The sequence below is a fragment of the Pseudoalteromonas sp. XMcav1-K genome, assembly GCF_044005875.1.
GTDB lineage: Bacteria > Pseudomonadota > Gammaproteobacteria > Enterobacterales > Alteromonadaceae > Pseudoalteromonas > Pseudoalteromonas spongiae.
This window is the reverse complement of sequence record NZ_JBIPJE010000032.1, coordinates 14338-34969: the sequence shown is the minus strand read 5'-3', so window position 1 is coordinate 34969 and position 20632 is coordinate 14338. Positions and strand designations below refer to the sequence as shown.

General features: G+C 41.1%; 18 protein-coding genes and 1 rRNA gene. 10 read left to right on the top strand and 9 right to left on the bottom strand.

The features are described 5' to 3' along the window. Both rrf and ACHSBP_RS05170 read left to right on the top strand, forming a co-directional pair. Nucleotides 1-112, top strand: a 5S ribosomal RNA gene (gene rrf, locus ACHSBP_RS05175); the annotation flags it as partial. A gap of 293 nt (nucleotides 113-405) precedes the next feature. Further along, complete coding sequence (locus ACHSBP_RS05170) at nucleotides 406-1065, top strand: substrate-binding periplasmic protein (RefSeq protein ID WP_395388274.1); 660 nt, start codon at nucleotides 406-408, stop codon at nucleotides 1063-1065. Between the two features lie 34 nt (nucleotides 1066-1099). Here ACHSBP_RS05170 and ACHSBP_RS05165 read toward each other — a convergent pair whose 3' ends face one another. Continuing rightward, entirely contained in the window at nucleotides 1100-3133 is a 2034-nt protein-coding gene (locus ACHSBP_RS05165; protein WP_395388273.1) for a methyl-accepting chemotaxis protein, read from the bottom strand. A gap of 112 nt (nucleotides 3134-3245) precedes the next feature. Between ACHSBP_RS05165 and ACHSBP_RS05160 the strand changes: the two genes are divergently transcribed. Then, a complete protein-coding gene (locus tag ACHSBP_RS05160; RefSeq protein WP_395388272.1) occupies nucleotides 3246-4037 on the top strand; it encodes an NAD-dependent epimerase/dehydratase family protein in 792 nt (263 codons plus the stop codon). Nucleotides 4038-4054: 17 nt separating this feature from the next. Here ACHSBP_RS05160 and hutC read toward each other — a convergent pair whose 3' ends face one another. Beyond that, complete coding sequence (gene hutC / locus ACHSBP_RS05155; RefSeq protein WP_395388271.1) at nucleotides 4055-4762, bottom strand: histidine utilization repressor; 708 nt, start codon at nucleotides 4760-4762, stop codon at nucleotides 4055-4057. 170 nt (nucleotides 4763-4932) lie between these two features. Here hutC and hutI point away from each other — a divergent pair, with 170 nt between their 5' ends. Both hutI and ACHSBP_RS05145 read left to right on the top strand, forming a co-directional pair. Beyond that, the gene (hutI, locus tag ACHSBP_RS05150; RefSeq protein WP_395388270.1) at nucleotides 4933-6186 is read left to right on the top strand and encodes an imidazolonepropionase; all 1254 of its coding nucleotides are present in this window, start codon (nucleotides 4933-4935) and stop codon (nucleotides 6184-6186) included. Nucleotides 6187-6210: 24 nt separating this feature from the next. After that, nucleotides 6211-8013 carry an EAL domain-containing protein gene (locus ACHSBP_RS05145; RefSeq protein ID WP_395388269.1) on the top strand — a complete coding sequence of 601 codons (1803 nt, stop codon included), beginning with the start codon at nucleotides 6211-6213 and terminating at the stop codon, nucleotides 8011-8013. A 37-nt stretch (nucleotides 8014-8050) separates the two neighbouring features. On the opposite strand, the gene ACHSBP_RS05140 is transcribed toward ACHSBP_RS05145, so the two are convergent. Then, nucleotides 8051-9100 (bottom strand): formimidoylglutamase, encoded by a 1050-nt coding sequence (locus ACHSBP_RS05140; protein ID WP_395388268.1) that lies wholly within the window; start codon nucleotides 9098-9100, stop codon nucleotides 8051-8053. Further along, complete coding sequence (rraA, locus tag ACHSBP_RS05135) at nucleotides 9093-9593, bottom strand: ribonuclease E activity regulator RraA (RefSeq protein WP_010562157.1); 501 nt, start codon at nucleotides 9591-9593, stop codon at nucleotides 9093-9095. Before rraA ends, ACHSBP_RS05140 begins: the two co-directional genes overlap by 8 nt. A gap of 323 nt (nucleotides 9594-9916) precedes the next feature. Here rraA and ACHSBP_RS05130 point away from each other — a divergent pair, with 323 nt between their 5' ends. From ACHSBP_RS05130 to ACHSBP_RS05120, 3 genes are all read left to right on the top strand, one after another. Then, complete coding sequence (locus tag ACHSBP_RS05130) at nucleotides 9917-10426, top strand: phosphatase PAP2 family protein (RefSeq protein WP_105170314.1); 510 nt, start codon at nucleotides 9917-9919, stop codon at nucleotides 10424-10426. Beyond that, nucleotides 10423-11472: an MJ1255/VC2487 family glycosyltransferase gene (locus ACHSBP_RS05125; protein WP_395388267.1), complete on the top strand. Its 1050-nt coding sequence runs from the start codon at nucleotides 10423-10425 to the stop codon at nucleotides 11470-11472. The genes ACHSBP_RS05130 and ACHSBP_RS05125 overlap by 4 nt, the downstream gene beginning before the upstream one ends. Before the next feature lie 76 nt (nucleotides 11473-11548). Next, on the top strand, nucleotides 11549-13429 hold the full coding sequence (locus tag ACHSBP_RS05120) for a methyl-accepting chemotaxis protein (RefSeq protein WP_010562154.1): 1881 nt from the start codon (nucleotides 11549-11551) through the stop codon (nucleotides 13427-13429). Here ACHSBP_RS05120 and ACHSBP_RS05115 read toward each other — a convergent pair. From ACHSBP_RS05115 to priA, 5 genes are all read right to left on the bottom strand, one after another. Further along, the gene (locus ACHSBP_RS05115) at nucleotides 13419-13787 is read right to left on the bottom strand and encodes a gamma-butyrobetaine hydroxylase-like domain-containing protein (RefSeq protein ID WP_010562153.1); all 369 of its coding nucleotides are present in this window, start codon (nucleotides 13785-13787) and stop codon (nucleotides 13419-13421) included. The two genes, ACHSBP_RS05120 and ACHSBP_RS05115, sit on opposite strands and share 11 nt — an antisense overlap. 63 nt (nucleotides 13788-13850) lie before the next feature. Further along, nucleotides 13851-15179: an HslU--HslV peptidase ATPase subunit gene (gene hslU, locus ACHSBP_RS05110; RefSeq protein ID WP_010562152.1), complete on the bottom strand. Its 1329-nt coding sequence runs from the start codon at nucleotides 15177-15179 to the stop codon at nucleotides 13851-13853. A gap of 6 nt (nucleotides 15180-15185) precedes the next feature. Next, a complete protein-coding gene (hslV, locus tag ACHSBP_RS05105; RefSeq protein WP_010562151.1) occupies nucleotides 15186-15707 on the bottom strand; it encodes an ATP-dependent protease subunit HslV in 522 nt (173 codons plus the stop codon). Between the two features lie 131 nt (nucleotides 15708-15838). Further along, nucleotides 15839-16360, bottom strand: coding sequence for an SPOR domain-containing protein (locus ACHSBP_RS05100; RefSeq protein ID WP_010562150.1), 522 nt, complete (start codon nucleotides 16358-16360; stop codon nucleotides 15839-15841). 14 nt (nucleotides 16361-16374) lie between these two features. Further along, the gene (gene priA / locus ACHSBP_RS05095) at nucleotides 16375-18549 is read right to left on the bottom strand and encodes a primosomal protein N' (RefSeq protein WP_395388266.1); all 2175 of its coding nucleotides are present in this window, start codon (nucleotides 18547-18549) and stop codon (nucleotides 16375-16377) included. Between the two features lie 211 nt (nucleotides 18550-18760). Here priA and rpmE point away from each other — a divergent pair, with 211 nt between their 5' ends. Further along, nucleotides 18761-18976: a 50S ribosomal protein L31 gene (rpmE, locus tag ACHSBP_RS05090; protein WP_010562148.1), complete on the top strand. Its 216-nt coding sequence runs from the start codon at nucleotides 18761-18763 to the stop codon at nucleotides 18974-18976. Between the two features lie 399 nt (nucleotides 18977-19375). Next, nucleotides 19376-20617: a malic enzyme-like NAD(P)-binding protein gene (locus tag ACHSBP_RS05085; RefSeq protein WP_010562147.1), complete on the top strand. Its 1242-nt coding sequence runs from the start codon at nucleotides 19376-19378 to the stop codon at nucleotides 20615-20617. Nucleotides 20618-20632: the final 15 nt, after the last annotated feature.

The following is a 20632-nucleotide window of genomic DNA, read 5'->3' as shown; positions in this document are numbered from 1 at the left end:
GGTGACTATAGCGTTTTGGAACCACCTGACCCCATGCCGAACTCAGAAGTGAAACGAAACAGCGTCGATGATAGTGTGGGTTCGCCCATGTGAAAGTAGAACATCGCCAAGCTCCTAATTAAAGAAAGCCTCAACATTATGTTGAGGCTTTTTTGCATTTGAACTCCAGAAAAGATAGGGCGAACGCCCCTGTGCCTCTCCACCGCTGTGGGCACTTGAACATCGCAAAGCTTCTAATTAAGTGAAAAGCCCGCTCAATGAGTGGGCTTTTTGCGTTTTTAAGATTTCACTTCATACTTAAACATCTAACCTAACATAATAATTTATTTATAATTCTGTATGCTAAAAGCTCTATCACTCCTTTTGTTAGTTTGTTCATTTACATTAACTGCACAGCAAATTGTTGTGTTAAGCAGTGAAGGGCCTCCGCATACTATTAATGACGCTCAAAATAGTGGGATTGACCTAGATGTTGTAAAAGCGGTTTTAACGCGTCTTGGTTACGATGTGAAGTTTCATTTTGTGCCATTAGGGCGTGCAGAGTCGTTAGTTAAATCTGGTGCGTACGTAGCGATGGCGCCTATTTTTGCGACAAGTGATGAAGAAGGGTTTTACGTTTCTCATCCGATTGTTAAGTACGCGCCTACGGTATTTTCATTAAAAAATAATAAACTAACACCGCAGTATTTGAGTGATTTGAAAGGTCATTCGATTATTACTTTTCAAGGTGCACCTGGTTATTTCGGTAAAGAGTTTGAATTGCTTAGTAAGCAAAATAACTATTTTGAATCACCGAGCATGAAGGTGATCCCCGAGTTAATTAAAAAGGGGCGTTATGACTATGCCGTGCTAGATAAGTATATTTTCTATTACTTTTATCGCTTTGTTGATAAACAGAGAGATCTTTCTTTATTTGAAGAGCATGCGTTGATCCCATCGGTAAATGCGAGTGCTGGGTTTTCGGATAAGTCACTGCGCGATGAGTTTAATCGAGAGTTAGCAATATTTTTGCTTGATGACGGTTACCGTAAGGTTGTGGAAAAGTATCTTGGTAAATTGGACTAAATGACGAAGCGCGTAACGCGCTCCGCCACGCTTTTTATAATTTAAATTCGTTTACTGTTTTATTTAAATTGCCAGCAAGGTTCCGTAATATCTGTGCTTCTCTTGCTAACTCATTAGCATGCTGTGATGTATTGTTAACTAACGAGTTAATTGAGCTTAAGTTATTATTAATATCTTCAGCGACGACAGTTTGCTCTTCTGTTGCAGTTGCAATTTGATGGTTTTGATCTTGAACTAAACTCACCGATGTTGAAATATCGGTAAAGGCTTGTAGCACTTGTTGAGTTTTGTCACTTGAACGTGATACTTGCTCTTTTCCTTGTTCCATCATTTGCGTTGCTTGCACTGCGATTTGCTGTAAGCGAGTGATCATATTACGAATGTCATCTGTTGACTCTTGGGTACGACTAGCAAGCGTTCTTACTTCATCTGCTACTACCGCAAAGCCTCTACCTTGTTCACCCGCTCTGGCTGCTTCTATGGCGGCGTTAAGAGCGAGCAGGTTAGTTTGTTCTGCGATGCTATTAATTACATCAACTACGCTGCCAATATTATTCGATTCTTGCTCCAGCCCTGACACAACTTCAGCGGCATTCTGAATATGCTCTGAGAGTGACTGCATTTCATGTTGTGCGGTATTTGAGAGGGTCACACCTTTGCTCGTTAACTGGTTTACTGAATCGGTGCCTTCGTTGGCTTGCTGTGCATTGCGTGATATTTCTAACACGGTTGCAGCCATTTCAGTTACCGCGGTGCTGACATTATCTACTTCGTCTTTTTCTTGCAGGATTTCTTGGTGAGTTTCTTCAGATACTCGGCTTAATTCCGCTGAAGCACTATCAAGTTGAATTGATTGATCGCGTGTATTAATGAGTAATGTTCGTAGCTTGTCGATAAAGGTATTTACATGCTGCGCTAATTGACCAACTTCATCTTGGCTATCAACGCTAATGCGTTTGGTTAGGTCCCCTTCGCCTGAAGCGATATCTTGCATGGTTTCTGTTAGTGCTGAAATTGGTTTAACAATCATTTGTGTAGCGAAAAAGATCATCGCCATAATAATAGCCAGAATAATAATTACGCTTGATGTGGTAGCCCATGCGGCTTCTTTTACAGGTGTATTAATATAACTTTCAGGCACAAGCAAACCTAAATACCAATTCAAGCTTGGTTTACTTAGCTCTAATCGTTGATATACAACAAAGTAAGTTTCACCATTGAGTGTTACTTGGCTATGCCCTGATTTTTGCTGTTTCATTTGACTGTTGAGTGCGGTAAAACCAGTAGTGTTTGGCATTTGTGACTCAAGAGCTGATAAGTCGTCTTTTGAAATGCCACGAGACTCATCTTCAATCACCGATAGGGTGTGTTTAGTGCGATTTGATAAGTGTACGACTTTCTGTTCATGGTCGAGTAAAAAGCCATAGCCAACATTGTTAAATTGTATTTGTTCAATCATTTCTGCAATGTTGTTAAGTTTTAGATCTACTCCACCTACGCCAATTAGCTTTCGATTACTGTCATAAACAGTTTGTTGCACTACGGCTGATACGTTACCTGTAGTTAAATCAATTGCGAGAGGGCCAACATATAAACCATCATGCTTTAGTGCGTCTTGCCACCAACCGCGTTTATAGGCAAAGTACTCTGCGCCATTGTATTGTGTTGTACGCTCATTTTCTTTGAAGTAAGCGCCAGTATTCGCTGAGGCAAAAAAGGCGGAAAGAATATTACTATCAGAACCACTAATCCTGATGAAGTCTTGGTTGATGGTGTTGTATCCTTGCGAGCTTTGATAATCAGCACCTCGCTCGGTCCAATTTGCGAACCATTCGACTAAATGTGGATTAGTAACAAAGGTTTCTACAACGCGGCCATATTGCGAAAAAAAGCCTTCAATATTAAGTTTTTCGGTTTTTAAATAGCTTTTCGCCTCAGACTCGACGGAGGCGCGTGACAGGTTTGAAATATGGCTAACAAAATAAAAGGCTGAGAGTATAAGCAGCACAGTAATCGTACCGCCAATTAGTAATAGGATTTTCTTTCTCAAGGATAAATTATTTAACATTCTTATACTTCCTGAGGGCTAAACAGTTGAATTTTTATCGATACAAAACCACGTAAGCAGACGCAAAATTATTGTTATATAATCGGATTTTGTTCTTAGACTCTATCTAGTAATGATTAATAATTCAAATAATGGCGTTGTAGTGGGGGCCGGTTGGTTAGGGCAGCCTTTGGCTAATAGTCTTGAAGCCGATGGTTGGCAGGTTGTTAGAACAAGTCGCCAAGCTAAAAGTAAGCCAAACTGGGCGCAATTTAACCTTGAGCAAGGTATTTGTGAGGTTGATATGCCGCATGCTGTGTGGTTTTTCTGTATGCCTCCTGGCCGCACTATTGAGGCTCAGCGCGCATATTCCGAGTACTTAACTGAGAGTTTAGCATTGGCTAAAGCACAACAGGCTAAACGCTTTGTGTTTTGCTCTACAACCGGTGTTTATCCAACTAAAGCTCAAACTTATACAGAGCTAAGTGCGTTTGAAGCATCAGCTGAAAAGCAATCGCGACTATTAGAAAATGAACAACAAGTGGCTGACAGTGGTTTACATTATGTTATTGTGCGCTTAGGTGGGCTTATCGGTGAAAAGCGTCACCCAGGGCGTTTTTTAAGTGGCAAAACATTATCATCAAGTGCTAATGCGTTAGTAAATATGTTGCATCAAGATGATGCAGTAACGGGGTTATCATTTATTGCGACGCATAACCTTACTTCGTCGATTGTTAATTTAGTGACACCACACCATCCGACCAAGCAGGCGTTTTACGCAGAGGCTACTAAATTACTCGCAGTTGACGGCGTGAACTTTGAAAAAAGTAATTTAGAAGAGCGTATTATCTCATGTGATTTACTTGTAGAGCAGGGCTTTCAGTTTAAATACGATAACTTGTTTGAGGCCCTAAAGCACTGCTAACAAATACGCAGCATTACTTAGCGTTTAAATGTTAAATGCCCACCAAGGCGATATTTACTGCCCGGTGAAATAAGGCGAGTAAAGCTAACAACACCATTTGACGACCAAGTGCGACGAATAACTTGTAAGCAAGGTTCTTCATTAAATAGCGATAGCCATTGGCTTATTTGTGGGCTTGGCATAATTGCTTCAACGGTATGGCGCGCTTCGGTAAGTGGCGCCACTTCGCATAAGTATTCGTGCGGCGTTACTTGTTCAAAGTTTTGCTGCAGATACCCTGGCGCAAATGCTGGGTTTACAAAACGCTCTTCGACTTGAATTGGTGCGCCGTTTTCAAGGTGCACAAGCACCGAGCGGTATACTAGGCTGTCTTGCTCAACACCTAAAGCAATTGCGATCGGTGCAATTGCGGGCATTGATTCTAAAATTTCAGGAATACACTTATGCTCACTGCCACGCTCTTTGATTTCATCGGCAATGTTACGAATTTCCAGCAAGTTAGATTGTGATTTAAAACTTGCGACAAAAGTACCTAATCCTTGTGTGCGGCTTAGAATACCAGCGTCTGTTAACTCACTAAGTGCGCGCCTTGCTGTCATGCGGCTTACACTAAATTGTTCGGCGAGTTCATTTTCTGAGGCAACTCGACTGTTCTCAGCCCATTCGCCAGATTTTATCTTGCCAATGATGTATTGTTTTATTTGCGCGAATTTAGGTTGTGCCATAGTAACAGTGTTGTTGATTATTCAATTGTTTTAAGCCTTTTACCTAAGCATTAACGAGTAATCAAGCTATAGTTGATAAAAGATACAATGAAGATGGCATAATTGTATTGTATATACAAGTCTTCTTGGTAGACTTTCATTTTTAAGAATAGATGTAATTTGAGTTAGTTATGACAGCCAATGATGTAAATGCGGCAGCGAAGCAGAGTTTTGATTTAGTGATCACCAATGTTCATATTGCAACCATGGACAGCGCAATAGACGATACCTATGGCACGGTGTTAAATGCTGCTTTGGGTATTAAAAATGGCAAAATTGCTTGGTGTGGTAATGCAGCGGATTTTCCTGAGTTTGATAGCTTGCAAACTCCTGTAGTAAATGGTCATGGTAAATGGATTACGCCAAGCTTGATTGATTGCCACACTCATATTGTATGTGCTGGCAATCGTGCTAACGAATTTGAAATGCGTTTAAACGGTGCAAGCTATGAGGAGATTGCAGCGCAAGGCGGCGGTATTATCTCAACCGTAAAAGCGACACGAGAGGCTGATCATGAATCGCTATTTGTTAGCGCAAAAGATCGTTTAAATACATTGTTGAACGAAGGTGTTACTACAGTTGAAATTAAGTCAGGTTACGGTTTAGATCTAGACAGTGAAATTAAAATGCTCGAAGTCGCAGAGCAACTGAATCAACACCACCCAATTGATGTACAAAAAACGTTTCTTGGTGCGCACGCATTACCGCCAGAATATAAAGACAAAGCTGATGATTACATTACCTTAGTATGTGATGAAATGATGCCAAAAGTGGCTGAGCTTAACTTAGCTGATGCTGTAGATGCGTTTTGTGAGGGGGTTGGTTTTTCAAACGAACAAACTCGCCGTGTATTTGATGCAGCGAAAAAGCATAATCTTCCTGTAAAACTTCATGCGGAACAGCTTTCAAATTTGAAAGGTGCTCAATTGGTTGCTGAATATAACGGGTTATCGGCTGATCATATTGAGTTTCTTGATGAAGCAGGTGTTGTTGCAATGGCGCAGGCTAATACCGTAGCAGTGCTGCTACCAGGTGCTTTTTACTTTTTACGTGAGACACAATTACCACCTATTGAGCTGCTGCGTAAACATAAAGTAGCTATGGCTATTGCTACCGATTTCAACCCTGGTACGTCACCCATTTGCTCGGTACAATTAATGCTTAACATGGCATGTACATTATTTAGATTGACTCCTGCGGAATCACTTGCAGGCGTTACGGTAAATGCAGCTCGCGCGCTGGGGTTAACGGACCGAGGCGTAATTAAAGTAGGACTAAACGCTGATTTTGTGCTCTGGGATATTGATTCTCCGGCGCAGTTATCGTATCAATATGGCGTCAACCCTTTGAAGGGACTATGGAAAGATGGTCAGCAATTAAAGTAGGGAGCTATTTCCTGTGAGAGGCGTATGAAAAAAGTAATAGCAGCGGGTGGTTTAACGCTTAGTTCGTTTTCACTGTTTGCAGCAACAGAAACGAGCATGTTTACATTTCCTAGTTTAGTTGCTGGGATGTTGCTTGTGAGCTGGTTGCTAGCGATTTTGCAAGCAGGCAATGCAGTGAATCGTGTGTTGGATATTTTGCTTGGTGTGGCAACATTGGCATTTCTTTCAACTCATAATCTTGTTGCTATTATTATTTGCGCCTTGATTTTGCTAGCAGAATGCTACTTTTCGCAGCAAAAAAAAGCACAGCGTATGGCGCTATGGCTAAACGTTGTTAGTTTATTGCTATTCCTTGGCTTTTCAGTCGCTTTTTTTACAGATTACTTAAGTGGCGCTTGGCCACCTGTTGCAGTTGTATTTCACTATATTTTTGCCAACCTTGACACCTACTTTAGACGTGAAAAGCGCCTTAGAATTGCCTTGTCTTCGCAATTGCACACCAATGAGGCGCATAACGACAAACAGTTGCTACTTGAGCGCAGCTTATTTCTAAATGGCTATGACAATTGGCAAGTTCAATCACTCAACCGTGTTTTGGTTTTAATTAAGCTTGAGGGATTGGGTCAAATTAATCGTATGGTGGGCCATGATTTTGGTGATTTATTAATTGCTAAGCTCGGCAAAAAAATTAACGATGAATTAAAAACTGGTGATGTACTGTCGTTATCGTTATTTAATGAAGACGTGCAGCTTTGTTATTTAGGTGGGGTTGATTTTGCCTTTGCCGTTGATACCAGTGTTGAAGCGCACCTTCATCAGCGTTTAATTCACCGTATATACGACGTAGTGCACAAACCTACGCAAGTTGACAATATCGATTCAGAGCTTTCTTTACGAGCTGCAATTGTTGAAGACAAAAAACAATTAACAGCACAGCAGTTACTTGCGCAAGCGCATTTAGCAATCGAGTTTACGTCAGAAATAGATTGGTTAATTACCTTTCAAAAAGAGATTGCAGAGCGAGCAGACAAACGTAGACAGCTACTATCTGATTTATCAGTGCTTGATTTTGATAAAGATTTTCAGCTTTATTTCCATCCGGTTGTTGATATCGAAACAAACCAAATTTTGTTTATCGAGTTGCTGTTGCGTTGGCATCATACAAAATTTGGTACTTTAGAGGCAAAACACTTTATTGATGAAATTAGTGCCGCAGGATTAACCTTACCGATTGCACGTTGGGTGTCAGAGAAAGCGGCTGAATTGGCGTTAGCAATTAAGCTTGAAGAAATTAATGTACCGATAAGCGTTAATTTATTTGGTAAAGAATTGCTGCAAGATGAGTTTATTGATCACCTAGCTGATGTGTTGGTAGAGCACAGGTTAACCGAAGGCGATATTATTATCGAAGCGCCGGTGAATGTGTTTATGGGGTTGCCTGATTTTGGTGAATCTATTTTACGACGCCTTAAAGAAAACAACATTGCGGTGTGTTTAGACGATTTAGGTATTGAGCCATTACAATTATCTAGGTTGCCTCGTCTTGCGTTAAATTATGTCAAAGTTGATGGTTCAATCGTTAAAGAGCTAACTGAAAATGTAAATACGCGTAGCCTGTTAAGCGGCATTATTGATATGAGTAATAGCTTAGGTATTAAGGTGGTGTGTGAGGGTATCGAATCTGAAACTCAATATACCTATATCAGTAGTATGAAGTGTCATGCGGCGCAAGGTTATTTATTCTCAAGACCATTACCGAATGTAGGCTTGTTGGGATGGTTAAAGCAGTGGCAAAAACGTCTTGCCAACGGTGAGCGCCCTTATTAGGCGCTCATTTTATTTGTAAACCTGTATTGCCAGCTAGTTAAGCTTCGCGACCACTTAAATAGCTGGCAACAAGTGCTGCTAAGATTTGTCCGGCCTCATTCATACCCTGGTTTACACCATTAGCATGCTCGCTTGGTGCAGCCTCACAAAGGTGCAAGTAGCGGGTGTATGGGTTTAGTGCTAATTGATAAACAAATTGCTCAGCTTCATACACTGCTAAACCACAATTGGTAAAGGCACTGACAGGCATATAAGAAATGCTATCAACATCGACCTCTATTCCCATAGGTAATTGATAGCCTTGCATTCGTGCAAGTGCGGCTTTATTTGCTTCGTTCAGGCTAAGCTCTTGTCTTACCTTAATTGCTTGATAAGAATCGTAAGAAAACCCAGCATCATGCATACGGTCAATGATGGCTTGATTGTTCTTTAACTCGTGCATAGCAATTACGTGATAATCACGTAAGTAGTTTTGCTGATGTGCATAACTAAAGCCGTTGCCACTATGTCTGCCTTCTGTGGCTCTAAAGTCAGCATGAGGGTCTAAGTTTATGGCGCAACAGGCTTGTTGCGTACTTTCACTTAGTGCCTTGATAATAGGGTAGCAATTGTTATGTCCCCCACCTATCACGATTGGCTCTAATCCCGCATCAAAAATCATTTGTAATACTGGACTAGCGATATCATCAATTTCACCGCACAGTGTGCGCAGTGTATCGAGTTCGGCTGGTACTTTGTTACTTAGCCCTTTGCCGCGTTTCATAATATCGGCACAATCGACTTCACCCAGTAACAGTACTTTATTGCTGGCAATAAATTGGTTTGCTTGCAAGTTTAAAAACTTGCTCAGGAAGGCCTGCCAGCCAAGTTCGGCACCACCATTACCTAAATTGGCGCGAGGACCAATATCTTCCGGAATACCAACCAGAACGTACTTAATACCATAGGCAGATGCATCGGCGAGTGCATTTTCAATTGACTGTTGCTGATTAATAAACGAAATACTTTGCCAAACGCGCTGCTCACCTGCGCGCGCTTGACATAAATCAGCAATGCTTTGATCGGTATATATCTTTAGCTTATTCATCTTCGTCTAAATCAATCGACAACTCTTCAGCAGAAAGAATGATGCCCGTGCTATCGGCATAGATGTAATCTCCTTCAAAGAAAGACACACCTGCAAAATTAACCGGGGCACCTAACTCGCCATAACCTTCGCTGTCGGCCGCTACTGGAATTGATGCCACCGCTTGAATACCAATATCAAGTTCTTCAAGGTCGCTAACATGGCGAACACTGCCGTAAACAACCAATCCTTCCCAGTTGTTATCAAGTGCAAGTTCAGCAAGTTCAATATCAATTAATGCGCGGCGCGTAGAGCCGCCTCCATCGATTAACAGTACTTTGCCTGAACCATCCTGTGACAAAGTCTCTCGGATAAGTTGATTGTTCTCAAAACATTTTATTGTGGTAATTTGACCAGCGAAAGCAGTTGCGCCAGCAAAATTAACAAACAAAGGTTCTAGTACGTCGATGCTATCAGCAAACTGATCACACAGGTCTGATGTATTGATTTCCATATTAGCTCCAAGGGCTTAAATAGTTTTCTCAGTATACCCTGCAGCATGATTAATACAATTGATCTCGTATGGTTTTGTAAATGATTTAGCTATGTTCGTTAGGTTTTATTGTGGGTTGTCGCCAGTGTTTTAAGTTATTGATGTTTAGGTTTCTGTAAATGGCTCGCCATGAACTAAACTGGATATAACTTCCGACAAATAACCTCTTTTATTGGCTGTCATAAATAGGTCATCAAATTACCATCTTAATTACGTGAAACTGTCACCTGATTGTTACGTAGCGAATCTAAAGTCAAACTAACTCCTTGCAATCGAGAATTGCTATGCAAACCATTTCACAGTTAGACCGAAAAGCATTTTTTAAATTGTTTAATCACCAAGCGTCTAAACGCAGGTTATACGTCATAAAAGCGGTGTCAAAATTGGGAGATGGCTTTTTGTATTTACTTGTTGGGGCTGCATGCTACTTGATTGATACTGAAACCAGCAAGTTAGCTTTATTTGCTTTAGTTTTAGGGTTTTCAGTAGAGCGACCTGTTTACTTCTTTTTGAAAAACACCTTAAAGCGTGAAAGGCCCAGCCAGTCGATTGTCGAAGGTTTTGTGGTGCCAAGTGACCGTTTTAGTTTGCCATCAGGACATAGCTCCGCTGCATGGCTGTTTGCCTGTGTTATTACTTGGTATTTTCCTGAGTTTAGTTACGTATTGTTGTTGGCAGTTGCCATTTCATTGTCTCGCGTAATGCTTGGTGTGCACTATCCATGCGATATTATCGTTGGTGCTATATTGGGTACAGGATTTGCGTTTGTAGGTATTTTCGGAGCTTCATTATGAAAATTTTATATGGCATTCAAGGTACTGGTAATGGGCATATTACACGCGCTCGGGCAATGGCCAAGTCATTCGCAAAAAGCAGTATTAAAGTGGATTACTTTTTTAGCGGCCGACCTGCAAATAAGTATTTTGATATGTCTGACTTTAATGACTACCATACAAGAGAAGGTTTTACTTTTGCCATCGAAAACGGCTGTGTAAATAAGCTCAAAACCCTTAAAAATATTCGCGTTGGTCAATTTATTCACGACGTTAAAAAATTTGATTTATCGGGCTATGACTTAGTTATTAATGATTTTGAGCCCATCTCAGCGTGGGCAGCGAAACTTGCTAAAGTACCTTGCATAGGCATTAGTCACCAAGCCTCTTTTTTATCAAATAAAGTACCGTCGCAAGGGGCGACCTTGTTAACGCGTTTGGGTTTAAAGTTGTTTGCACCTGCTAATTGTTATTTGGGCGTTCACTGGTTTCCGTATCATCAAAATATTATTCCGCCATTTATCGAGCCAGTTAAAAGCTGGCAAAAAGACAACTTTATTGAAAATAAGATCTTAGTTTATTTACCTTTTGAGGATCCTAAGAAGATCATTGCGTTATTACAGCATTTTCCTGAATACGAATTTTATTGCTATCACCCGCAGTTAAGTAATAAAAGCATTAATCACCACATTCATTTGCGCTCACCGTGTCGAGTTGGTTTTTTAAATGATTTGGTTTCTGCTTCTGGCACGATAGGTAACGCGGGTTTTGAGTTATCAAGTGAAGCGCTGCGTTATGGTAAAAAGTTACTGCTAAAACCGCTCGATGGCCAATTTGAGCAAGCGTCAAATGCATTTACCTTAGTTAATGCTGGGCTTGCTACTAGTATGTCTTGCTTAAATGCCGATGTAGTGGATGATTGGCTCTCGGTTAACAACAAACAGGCGATTAACTTTCCAAGCGATCCTAGCCCGTTAACCGACTGGATAGCAGCGGGTGCAAGTGATGTGAAAGCCTTGTCAGATAACTTATGGCAAAACATTCAGCTTCCTACGTTTGCAAGCTAATCTACTTTTAGCACAATTTTATATAGCATCTATACTTTTATAAGCTTTCTAAAAATTATATGAAACAGAGGTTTATATGGAGCTGCTACAACGCTTAACAATTAAAGCTCGGCTACAGTTAAATGCTTTTTTTGTGGGTGCAGCAATGTTTATATTGCTGCTAGTGATTCTCTATGAAGCGTCAGTGATGCTTAAACTGAATACAGCGATTCAGTTAACAGAAGAACTGGCTATTCATGAAGGTGTTTTACGCAAACATGAAAAGAATTTTCTATTTTATAAAAATGTCGATTCGTTAGAGTTGTTCGATAATGAGTTTAAGTTACTGAAAAATAAATCAAGTAACTTAAACGAGCTTCTGCAAGAACTTGATATATCAACCAAAACGCTAGCTGGTTTGAACGGCATAATCGATCAATATAATGCCGATTTTAACGAGGTAGTTGCACTACAGAGGCGTATTGGTTTGCACCCGAAAGATGCAGCCTACGGTAATTTAAGAGCCGCAGTTCATCAGGTAGAGACCTTGCTAAAAAAACAAAACAACTATCAGTTACTTGCCGATATGCTGCAGTTACGTCGCAATGAAAAAGACTTTATGTTGCGTCTCGATAAGAAATACTTAACGCGCTTTAACAACAATATAAACGTTTTTAAAAGTAATATTCAGCAGGCTGATTTCGATTCGAGTTATCGCTCTGAATTACTAACATTGCTTGACACTTATCAACGAGAATTCTCGGCATTGGTATCAGCACAGGAGGCACTGGGCCTGGACTTAGAGTCAGGAGCTTTGGGGAAAATGGCTGCTAGTGTCGCGAAAAGCGACGTCTTGGTTGACCGAATGACAGCTGAAACAAAAGAGGCAATTGAGCAAAGTGCCGATTTTACTTCAACAGTAGCAATCATTATTTTTGTACTATCGACAGTGGTTGTAATGACCTTAGTTTACATGACCAGCCGGTCGATTATTTTACCTGTAAATAAGGTTTGCGACATAATTCATACAATACGTAGCACCAATGACTTAACGCGCAGTGTACAAAGCGCTGGTCAAGATGAAATTGCGCGTATGACAGGCGATTTCGATTCCTTTATTAATGACTTTAAGAACTTAATTTTTGAAGTTAAGCAAGCACTTGGTATTTTAAACTCTGCAACAGAAAACCTTGCCAATACCACTGCTGAAACCAGTGATGGCATGCGAGAACAGTTACATGAAGCGGATATGGTGGCTACTGCCGCGACTGAGATGCAGGCAACCATTCAAGATATTTCACACAATACTGAGGCTGCAGCTAAAAAAGCAGAATCGACCAATGAAAGTGCAATGCAAGGTAAACAAGAAGTTGATTCTACAGTAGCACGTATCTCAGAGCTTACTAACTCACTTACGCATGCATCTGATGTAGTAACTCAACTAGAGCAAGATGCGGTAACTATTGGCTCTGTGCTTGATGTTATTCGTGGTATCGCTGAACAAACTAACTTACTTGCACTTAATGCGGCGATTGAGGCGGCGCGCGCGGGTGAGCAAGGGCGCGGCTTTGCGGTAGTTGCTGATGAAGTACGCTCGCTGGCACAAAGAACACAAGATTCAACACAAGAAATCGAAAGTATTATTTCGACATTACAACAGCGCACGCAAGAGGTTGTAAGTGTAATGGAGCGCTGTAAAACTCAGGGGAGCTCAAGTTCAGAGCAAGCGGTACAAGCGGGGACCTTGCTCTATTCAATTAGTGAAGATGTACAAACCATTATGGATATGAGTACGCAAATAGCCACGGCAATTGATGAGCAAAATCAGGTGGCGTCTGAAGTGAATAAAAATGTTATTAAAATTCGTGATATTGCGGAGCAAGCGGCTACACATGCGCAAACTAATGCGCAAACCAGTGAAGAAGTGTCAACTCAGGCTGAAGTACTGCACCGAGCAATTGAAAAATTTAATGTGTAATTTTTATTGGGATCAAGGCGTCGCGAGACGCTTTGCTTTGTTTTAAGTTGGCTAAGTATGTTTGCCACAGCGAATCATGATTTTGAGCTAAGTGAAACAGATAGTCCCAACTGTAAAGCCCGGTATTATGGCCATCATTAAAGATAATACGTACAGCATAATGACCTACTTGCTCTATCGCCTGTATTGCAACGTCTTTTTTGTTGGTTACTAAAATCGCTTTGCCATGGCCTTGCACCTCTGCAGAAGGCGAATGAACGCGCAAAAACTCAGGTGTAAAAGTATGCTGACTTTGCCCGTCAAAATGCACATCAAGCAAGTTTGAAACACGATGATAATGTAATTTAGAAACTAACATAAAATACCCAAATAAAAAGGCGCCAATAAGCGCCTTTTCTATTGTTATAAAAGACGAGTCAAATTATAAGATAAAACGACTTAAATCTTCATCTTTAACTAATTCACCTAAGAAACGCTCAACGTAGGCTGCATCTACAATCAGGCTTTCACCTGATTTTTCGCTCGCATCATATGAAATTTCTTCCATTAGTCGTTCCATAACTGTGTGTAATCGACGTGCACCGATGTTTTCGGTTTTTTCATTTACTTGCCATGCAGCTTCTGCAATCTTAGTGATTGAGTCGTCACGGAACTCAACGTTAACACCTTCAGTACCCATTAACGCTTGATATTGCTCTGTAAGCGATGCGTGAGGTTCAGTTAGAATTCGTTCGAAATCAGATGAGGTAAGCGCTTCTAGTTCAACGCGAATTGGTAAACGACCTTGTAGTTCAGGAATTAGATCCGACGGTTTTGCCATTTGGAACGCACCTGATGCAATAAAGAGGATGTGGTCAGTTTTAACCATGCCGTGTTTAGTATTTACTGTTGAACCTTCAACAAGTGGCAGTAAGTCGCGCTGCACACCTTCACGGCTTACATCTGGACCTGATGATTCACCGCGCTTACAGATTTTGTCTATTTCATCAATAAACACAATACCATTTTGCTCAACGGCATTGATCGCTTGCTCTTTTAGCTCTTCAGGGTTTACTAGCGTTGCAGCTTCTTCTTCCGTAAGTAGCTTAAACGCGTCCTTAATTTTTAGTTTACGCTTAGACTTTTTATCGCCACCCATGTTTTGGAACATGCTTTGTAGCTGATTAGTCATCTCTTCCATGCCTGGAGGTGCCATAATTTCAACGCCAACAGGTGCTTGAGAAACATCAATTTCGATTTCTTTATCGTCTAATTGACCTTCACGTAATTTCTTGCGAAATGCTTGACGTGTTGTATTATTTTCAGACTCTTGCGCTTGGCCCCATGCGTCTTTTGCTGGTGGCAATAAGGCATCTAAAATGCGCTCTTCTGCAGCTTCTTCTGCTCTGAACTTGTACTTTTCGGTTTGCTGTTCACGTGTCATCTTCACTGCAATATCAGCAAGATCGCGAATGATGGTTTCAACTTCTTTACCAACGTAACCTACTTCAGTGAATTTCGTTGCTTCAACTTTAATAAATGGCGCATTAGCTAGTTTTGCTAAACGGCGTGCTATTTCAGTTTTACCTACACCCGTTGGGCCAATCATTAAAATGTTCTTTGGCGTAACTTCACTGCGCAGAGCTTCGTCAAGTTGCATACGACGCCAGCGGTTACGAAGGGCAATCGCAACGGCTTTTTTAGCTTTGTTTTGACCAATGATGTGCTGGTCTAACTCATGTACAATTTCTCTTGGTGTCATTGCAGACATATTTAATTACCCCAGCTCTTCAATGGTTTGGAAGTTATTAGTGAAAACGCAGATATCACCTGCAATTTTTAGGCTTTTTTCTACAATTTCGCGCGCACTTAAATCGGTGTTTTCAAGTAATGCAGTTGCTGATGCTTGGGCGAAGTTGCCGCCACTGCCAATAGCGATGAGATCGTGCTCAGGCTGCACTACATCGCCATTACCTGTGATAATAAGTGATGCAGTTTCATCTGCGACGGCTAGTAGCGCTTCGAGCTTTCTCAATGCGCGGTCGGTGCGCCAATCTTTAGCCATTTCAACAGCCGCTTTGGTTAAGTGGCCCTGATGCATTTCGAGTTTGGTTTCAAAACGTTCAAATAGTGTAAAAGCGTCGGCTGTACCGCCCGCAAATCCGGCAAGTACTTTGCCGTTATAAAGACGACGCACTTTTTTTGCATTGCCTTTCATTACTGTGTTGCCCAGTGAAACTTGGCCATCACCGCCAATCACTACTTTGCCTTCGCGGCGCACAGAAACTATCGTAGTCATAAATAAACCTTAGGTTTAATCTGTTAATTTCAATTGTTATTGATATGGGGAGTAAACAAAGGATTTCAAGGCTTGGCGGGGGAACTTGGTAGCAAAACAAAGCTACCAAGCTTGAATTTGTGTTAGTTGTGTTACTTAGGCATTAAATAAATGCGACAGCGAGAAATGCGCGCACGTTTAATTTGGTTGTTCGCACTTTCAGCAAGACGCTTGGTGGCAAATGGTTCTATTTTTACGCGATACCATACGCCATTTTTGCCTTCTGTACGGTCTACATCGGCAATGAGGCCGGTCTTAAATGCAATTTGTGCTTTTAGCGCTTCCGCATCATCACGATTGCGTAGCGATGCACATTGCATATAGTAGGGGCCTTTTTGCTCTTGCTCTGTAACTTCAACTTCAATGTTGGCATTCTCAATTTCTTCAATGAAATCGGGCTTTTTCGGCTTAGGCTTAGGTGATTTTGTTTGTTCTTTGGCAACTTTTTGCTGCGATGCTTTTACATCGCTATTAGTGGTAATAAAGTACAAGCCATAAATACCGGCCGACACTAAAACAACCGCGGCTACTAACGCAGCAACAGGAAAAGGGCGTTTGCTTGGGGCTGTTTTTTTAGGGGCACGTTTTTTATTTACGTAATCTCTTTGGGCCATTGTTTACTATTTTCTTATGCCATTGAAACTGGGTCGATATCGATACTCCAGCGGACCTTTGTTGCTAGCTTACTTTGACTTATGTAGCTAACAAGTTGATGTAGGTATAAGTGCAATTTTTTGCGCTCATTACCTTGAATATGGAGCTGGTAGCGGTATTTGCCTGCAATGCGCTCAAGTGCTGCAGGAACAGGTCCGAGCAATTGTATACCAGAAGGCAGTTGTTCTGGAATAAGGTCGTACAAAAAATTATTAATGTCGTTTAGCTTGTGCGATTCGCAACGAATGATTGCAAGACTAGTGTAGGGGGGTAGCAAGGTTTCTTCACGTTCACGCAAAGCATAACGGGAGAAGTCTTGGTAGCCATTATTGATTAGGTCTTGTAATAGCGGATGTTCTGGAAAATGTGTTTGGAGTAATACCGTGCCGGCTTCACCGCTACGCCCTGCGCGACCTGAAACTTGGGTAATTAATTGGGCTAGGTGCTCTGTAGCGCGAAAATCGTAAGAGTAGAGTCCGCTATCTACGTCCATAATGACGACTAGCGACACCTCACTAAAATGATGTCCTTTAGCAAGCATTTGGGTGCCAATTAAAATCCGCGGTTCGCCTTTGTTTATGTCGTGCAGTGCGCTTTCTAAACTGCCTTTTTTACGGGTTGAATCGCGGTCAACTCGGGTGATTGGGGTGTCGGGAAAGCTTTCAGCTAAAAACTCAGCAACTTGTTCTGTACCTTGTCCTGCGGGGATAATTTGCGTACTACCGCAACTTGGACATTGTGTTGGCACATGCTCTTGCGCTCCGCAATGATGGCAAATTAAATTGCGAATATGTTTGTGATAGGTGGCATTGGCGCTACAGCGTTGGCATTGACTTAACCAGCCACATTCGTGGCAAATAAGACTAGGCGAAAAACCTCTGCGATTTAAAAACACCATAACTTGCTTACCTTTCGTAAGCTCTTTTTTGATGTAATCAAGCGTTGCAAGTGCAAGACCTGACTGTTGATGCTGCCCTCGCATATCAAGTAGCACATACTGATTATCGCTTTGTGTTTGTGCTCGCTCAGTTAATGTAAGCAGTTGGTACTTATGATTTGTGGCATTATGAATCGTTTCAAGCGACGGTGTTGCACTGCCCAAGATTAATGGAATCGCTAGTTTAGCAGCGCGAAAGCAAGCTAAATCACGGGCGTGGTAGCGCAGTGAATCTTGCTGTTTAAATGACAAGTCGTGCTCTTCATCAACAATAATCATCGCGAGTTTGGCAAATGGTAAAAACACACTAGAGCGGGTGCCAATTACAATGGCAGCGCTTTGAGTTTGTGCTGCACGCCAAGTTGATAGGCGTTCATTATCCGTCATTGCAGAGTGCCAAAGCATAATAGGCACATTAGGAAAGCGTCTGCGAAAGCGGTTGACGGTTTGTGGCGTTAAGCCAATTTCGGGTACCAGTACTAACGCTTGTTTACCTTGTTGCAATGGCTTTTCCAAAGCTTGTAGATAAACTTCTGTTTTTCCGCTACCAGTTACACCTTCAAGCAAATAGCAGGTATAGCCTGTAGCTTGATTAATTGCTGCAAGTGCAATGGCTTGTTCACGCTTAAGTTTGGGTTTATCGTCGATTGCGAGAGGTTTTGATTGCCAATCACGATTGTATTCAACCGTTTTCTCAATAATCGCTTTTTCCAGCAGTGATTTAACGGTTGCACTACTAAACCCGAGCGCACTCAATTCGGTAACTGGCGTACTGCCCGAATCAACTAAATGCTCGATTAGTTGGCGCTGTTTTTTACCATTCACTGATGTATTTTCATCGATCAGTTTAATGATAGGCACTGCAGACTTATCAACTGCTTCGCCTTTGTTTAACAAAGTTGGTAGTGCAACTTGGTAGCACTCTCCAAGCGGGTTTTGGTAATAATGACTCGCAAATTCGATAAGGCTGATCATATGGCGATCAATAATCGCGTTGTTATCAATTAAACGTGAAATAGGTTTTAATTTATCGAGAAATTCACTATTTGATTTTAACGCAACAACAATGCCGACAAGTTGCTGACGACCAAATTGAACTGCAACACGACAACCCACCGCAATATGAGTTTGAAACTGAGGTTCAACGAGGTAATCAAAGTTACGGTAAAGCGGTACATTTAAGGCAATTTCTGCAACAACAGGCGTAGTCATTCAACTTTTATTTTTAGAGCGTATTTGTGGAAATTAAATCATGGCATTGTGTTTGCGGCTAGTGTTAAACAAAATTTATCTGAAGATGGTTAAAGATCTTGCTATTGGCATGTTAGTTGGCTAGAATTCGCGCCCTATATATTTTTGTTTAACAACGTATGGTGCCAGACTTCGGGTTTGGAGAGCGATGCGGCCTAATTAGAGGTTTACTATGAAAGAAGGTATCCACCCTAAGTACGAAGCAATCAATGCTACTTGTTCTTGTGGTAACAAATTCGAAACGCGTTCAACTCTTTGTAAAGACATTCACTTAGATGTTTGTTCAGAGTGTCACCCGTTCTACACTGGTAAGCAAAAAGTGCTTGATACAGGTGGTCGTGTTGATCGCTTCAACAAGCGTTTTGGCGCGCTTTCAAGCAAAAAATAAGAGCTATTTTAGTTCTTTCAAAAAAGCACCTAAGGGTGCTTTTTTTTGTATCTAAAATTTAATATGAATTTTTGTCATGTTATATGGTTTTTCTATGTCTTTTTATTCTAAATAGATGGCTATATACTGGATTATAGATAGCTTCAATATTCATTATTTTTACTATCTGTTGGCAAAATAGTATCTGTCGAGTGTAAAAAATAGATGGCTGTGAATCTGGTCGGATCTGAATTAACTTCAATCTGGTAATGATTTAGCAGAAAATATCCACAAGCCTATTGTTGTAAATTCAACTATGGTCTTAGGTTAAGATATAACCGCATTTAACTTCTATTTACTCTAAATGCCGTACTATTAAACCAGTATCTCTCACTTTTAACATCGTAGGATAAGGCACGCATGTCTGACATAAGAGAAAAAGCGCTACAATACCATTCTGAACCCGTTCCTGGAAAAATCAGCATCGAATTAACCAAACCAGCAGAGACAGTTAATGATCTTGCATTAGCTTATAGTCCTGGTGTTGCTGAACCGGTTCGTGAGATCGCAGCAGATCCGAACAATGCATATAAATATACTGCAAAGGGTAATATGGTCGCTGTTATCTCAAACGGTACTGCAATTTTAGGTTTAGGTAATTTAGGACCGCTTGCATCAAAACCAGTTATGGAAGGCAAGGCGTTATTATTTAAGCGTTTTGCTGGTTTAGATTCAATTGATATTGAAGTTAAGCACCGTACTACCGAAGACTTTATTAATACTGTAGAAAATATTGCAGATACTTTTGGTGGTATTAACCTGGAAGATATTAAAGCGCCAGAGTGTTTTGAAATTGAAAAAGCGCTTATTGAACGTTGTAGTGTGCCAGTATTTCATGATGACCAACACGGTACCGCGATTGTAACCGCGGCGGGCATGCTGAATGCGTTAGAGATCCAAGGTAAAAAGTTAAAAGATGCATTAATTGTATGTTTAGGTGCAGGTGCAGCAGCAATTGCGTGTATGGAGCTATTAATTAAATGTGGTGCACAACGTGAGCACATTTACATGCTTGATCGAAAAGGGGTTATTCATACGCGTCGTGATGACCTAAATGAATACAAAATGTTGTTTGCGAATAATACAGATAAGCGCACCTTACAAGATGTTATTGAAGAAGCTGACGTATTTGTGGGTGTTTCAGGTCCTGACTTACTTGCTCCTGAAGATCTAAAATTAATGGCAGATAAGCCAGTGGTATTTGCGTGTTCTAACCCTGATCCTGAAATTAAACCGGAAGTGGCGAATGCTGCGCGCAATGATTTAATTATGGCTACAGGTCGTTCAGATTACCCTAACCAAGTTAATAACGTATTATGCTTCCCGTTTATTTTCCGTGGTGCGCTTGATGTGCGCGCAACAGCGATTAATGACGAAATGAAAATTGCGGCGGTAAATGCGATTCGCGAAATTGCTAAAGAGCCAGTACCGCAAGAGGTATTGTCAGCGTCTGGTGAATCAAATCTTGAATTTGGTAAAGATTACATCATTCCTAAGCCAATGGACCCACGTTTACTTCCGCGTGTAGCGCGTGCTGTTGCAGAAGCCGCGGTTGAGTCAGGCGTTGCGCAGATTGAAATACCAGAAAACTACATGCTTTAACTTGATTAAAAGCAA